This window comes from Streptomyces sp. NH27 (assembly GCF_056859195.1).
On sequence record NZ_JACEGK010000722.1, the window covers coordinates 1 to 2,989 of the forward strand.

Annotated in this window: 2 protein-coding genes; one reads left to right on the forward strand and one right to left on the reverse strand. The window is 71.6% G+C overall.

Annotation, left to right across the window (positions count from 1 at the left end):
• Positions 1–1,161 (reverse strand): chitinase (locus AC13HU_RS34955; protein WP_483046019.1); only part of this gene is annotated, 1,161 nt, incomplete at its 3' end.
• A gap of 400 nt (positions 1,162–1,561) precedes the next feature.
• Between AC13HU_RS34955 and AC13HU_RS34960 the strand changes: the two genes are divergently transcribed.
• Positions 1,562–2,893 carry a metallophosphoesterase gene (locus AC13HU_RS34960; RefSeq protein ID WP_483046020.1) on the forward strand — a complete coding sequence of 444 codons (1,332 nt, stop codon included), beginning with the start codon at positions 1,562–1,564 and terminating at the stop codon, positions 2,891–2,893.
• Positions 2,894–2,989: the final 96 nt, after the last annotated feature.

A 2,989-nucleotide genomic window follows, 5' to 3' on the forward strand; every position in this document is an offset into this window, starting at 1 on the left:
CTGCGTCCCCCACGTCGCCTGCCAGTTGTGGTCCGCCCACGAGACCGCGTCGCCACCGTTGTAGACCTGGGAGGAGCTCCAGGAGGCGGTGGTGCAGCTCGTGCCTCCGCTGGTGCCGCCGGTCGTGGTCCCGCCCGTGGTGCCGCCTCCGGTCGTGGTCCCGCCGGTCGTCGTCCCGCCCGAGCCGCCCGCGTACTGCATGAACGTGTCGGTGAACGCGAGGCTGTTCTGGCTGATCTCGCTGCACGTGGGCAGCGAGTTGGCGCTGCCGCTGCACGGCTGGTCGCGGTTGGCCGACCAGAACGCCAGCCGCCCGACGCCCTGTTGCGCCGCGAAGCTCTCCACGGTCTGGGCGTCCGCCAGGGTGAACGTGGAACCGTCGTCGTTCTTGCCGATCATCGGGGTGATCCCGAGGTTGGCGTAGGTGTAGCCGGAATCGACGGACTGCATCTGCGCGAGCGTGGCCTGGGCGGCCGAGACCGAGCCCTGGCCCATCTCGGTGCCGGCGCCCGCGTAGAAGTCCATAGTCATGATGTTGACCACGTCGATCTTGATGCCCGCGTCCTTGGCGGCCTTGAGGATGTTCACGCCGTCACTGGTCAACCCGCTGGTCAGGACCGGCAGGGTCACGGAGAACTGGAGGCCGGGGTTGGACGCCTTCAGATCCTTCATCGCCTGCATCTGCCGCGCCGCGGCGCCCGTGTCCGCGATCGCGGCACCTTCGATGTCGAAATCCAGCTGGGTGACGCCGTAGTCGTTGATGACGGCCTGGTACCCGGCGTCGATCGAGCTCTGCGTGGTGCAGGTCCAGGCGAGCGGCAGTCCGCTCGCGCCGCGGGAGGAGATGATGACGGAGGCGCCCTCGGACTTCGCTCTGGCGATCAGCGGGTCGGTGAAGGAGTCGGCGCCGATGGGAAGGGTGTCGCCCCAGATCTGGTTGCAGCCGCTGCCGAGCACGAAGGCCGCGGTGTAGGACTTGAGGCCATGTCCGGTGATGGCGGTGTCGAGCATGCCTTCCTGGCTGTTCGACATGTCGACGTAGGGAGCCACGGAGTAGGCGCTGGTCGCCGCGGCGTTGCCTGCGGGGGCCAGTGCGATGACCGCACCGGCGGTCGCGACGGTGAGTGCGAAGGCGGAAGCCGCCCATTTCGCAAGGCGCATGGAAGCCCCTCGAAGCGTGAAGTGGTGGGGGGAGCGTGCATCTCGGGCCCGAGTTGGTACGTACCAAACCGCGCGCGAACACACCGCGTCAAGAGGACTAGACCAACTTTCCCGTTCCACGGGACTTCTTCCCGCCGACGACGAGGCCCCGCCCGCCCTCCTGCCGGGCCGAACCTCCCTTGCCGGTACGAGGTTCGGCCGAGCGCCGGCAATACGGACCGGGTCCGGCCGCACCGCGCGCTGAGGCAACAGGGCGCGGACGATCCCGTGGGGCGCCGGGTGCCGGATGATGGGAGTTGACGGTGGGACGGCGGATGTGAGGGGCGGCGCGGTGACGGACAGCGAATCCATCCGGTCGGAGTCTGGTCTTCGGCCGGCCGGTGGGGAGTCGGAGAGCGTCATGGCCGTCGCCGGACCCGAGGCCACGGCCGCGGGCGGGGCGGCGGCGGGTGCGGGTGGAACAGCGGAGGGTGCGGGCGACGCGGCGGGGAATGCGAATCCGCGGCGGTCCCTGCGCCGGCGGCTGGGCGGGACCGTGGTCTTCCTCGTCCTCGCGATGCTGTTCTTCCTGCCCTGGTGGACGTTGTTCGCCGCCGGCGTCGACTGGCCGTTCCCGGTCTTCGTGGCCGGCACGGTCGTCTTCGCCTGCTGGCTGGTCCTCTTCCCCTTCCTGATGGCCGCGGGCCACGGGCAGCGGCGGGCCGACCGGGCGGCTCGCGTCGCGGACAGCACCCTCGGGATGGTCTGGGTGCTGTTCACCTGGTCGGTGCTGGGCGGCCTGGTGCACCTCGTGCTGATCGGACTCGGCATCGGCGGCGCCGACCGGGCCAGGATCATCGCCGTGGCCGTCGCCGCGATCTCCGCCGTGCTGCTGGCCTGGGGACACTACGAGGCCATGCGCGTGCCCCGGGTGAAACGGCTGGACGTCCACGTGCCGCGGCTCGGCGGCGGTCTGGACGGGACCCGTGTCGTCGTGCTGGCCGACACCCACTACGGGCCGATCGACCGGGCCCGCTGGTCGGCGCGGGTAGCCGAGTCGGTCAACGCGCTCGACGCGGACGTCGTGGTGCACGCCGGCGACATCGCCGACGGCACCCCCGCCCAGCGCCGGGAGCAGTCCGCGCCGCTCGGGACGATCCGGTCACGGCTGGCGAAGGTCTACGTCACGGGGAACCACGAGTACTTCGGCGAGGCCCAGGGCTGGCTGGACCGCATGGCGGAACTGGGCTGGGAACCGCTGCACAACCGCCATGTCGTGGTGGAGCGCGGCGGGGACCTGCTCGTCCTCGCGGGCGTGGACGACGTGACCGCGGAGTCCTCCGGCCTGGCCGGGCACCGCGCGAACCTGGCCGGCGCGCTGACGGGGGCGGACCCGGACCGGCCGGTCCTGCTCGTCGCCCACCAGCCCAAGTACGTCCGGCAGGCCGCTGCCGCCGGCATCGACCTGCAAGTCTCCGGACACACCCACGGCGGCCAGATCTGGCCGTTCAACTTCCTCGTCCGGATCGACCAGCCGGTGGTGCACGGTCTGAGCCGGCACGGCGAGCGGACGCAGCTCTACACCAGCCGGGGCACCGGTTTCTGGGGGCCGCCCTTCCGGGTCTTCGCGGCGAGCGAGATCACGCTGCTCACCCTGCGGTCAGGCGCCGAGCCGGGTACGGGGCCGGGCACCGGGGACGCGACCGCGGACGGCACGAACGGCACGGCGAGCACGGGCGTCGACGACAGCTGACCTGGCAACCCCCCTCGCGCCGAGCCCACTTCGCCAAAGCACGCCGGGCCCGGGGCCACGCCCGCACCTGCGCCCGCACCCGCCGCATCGCAGCAC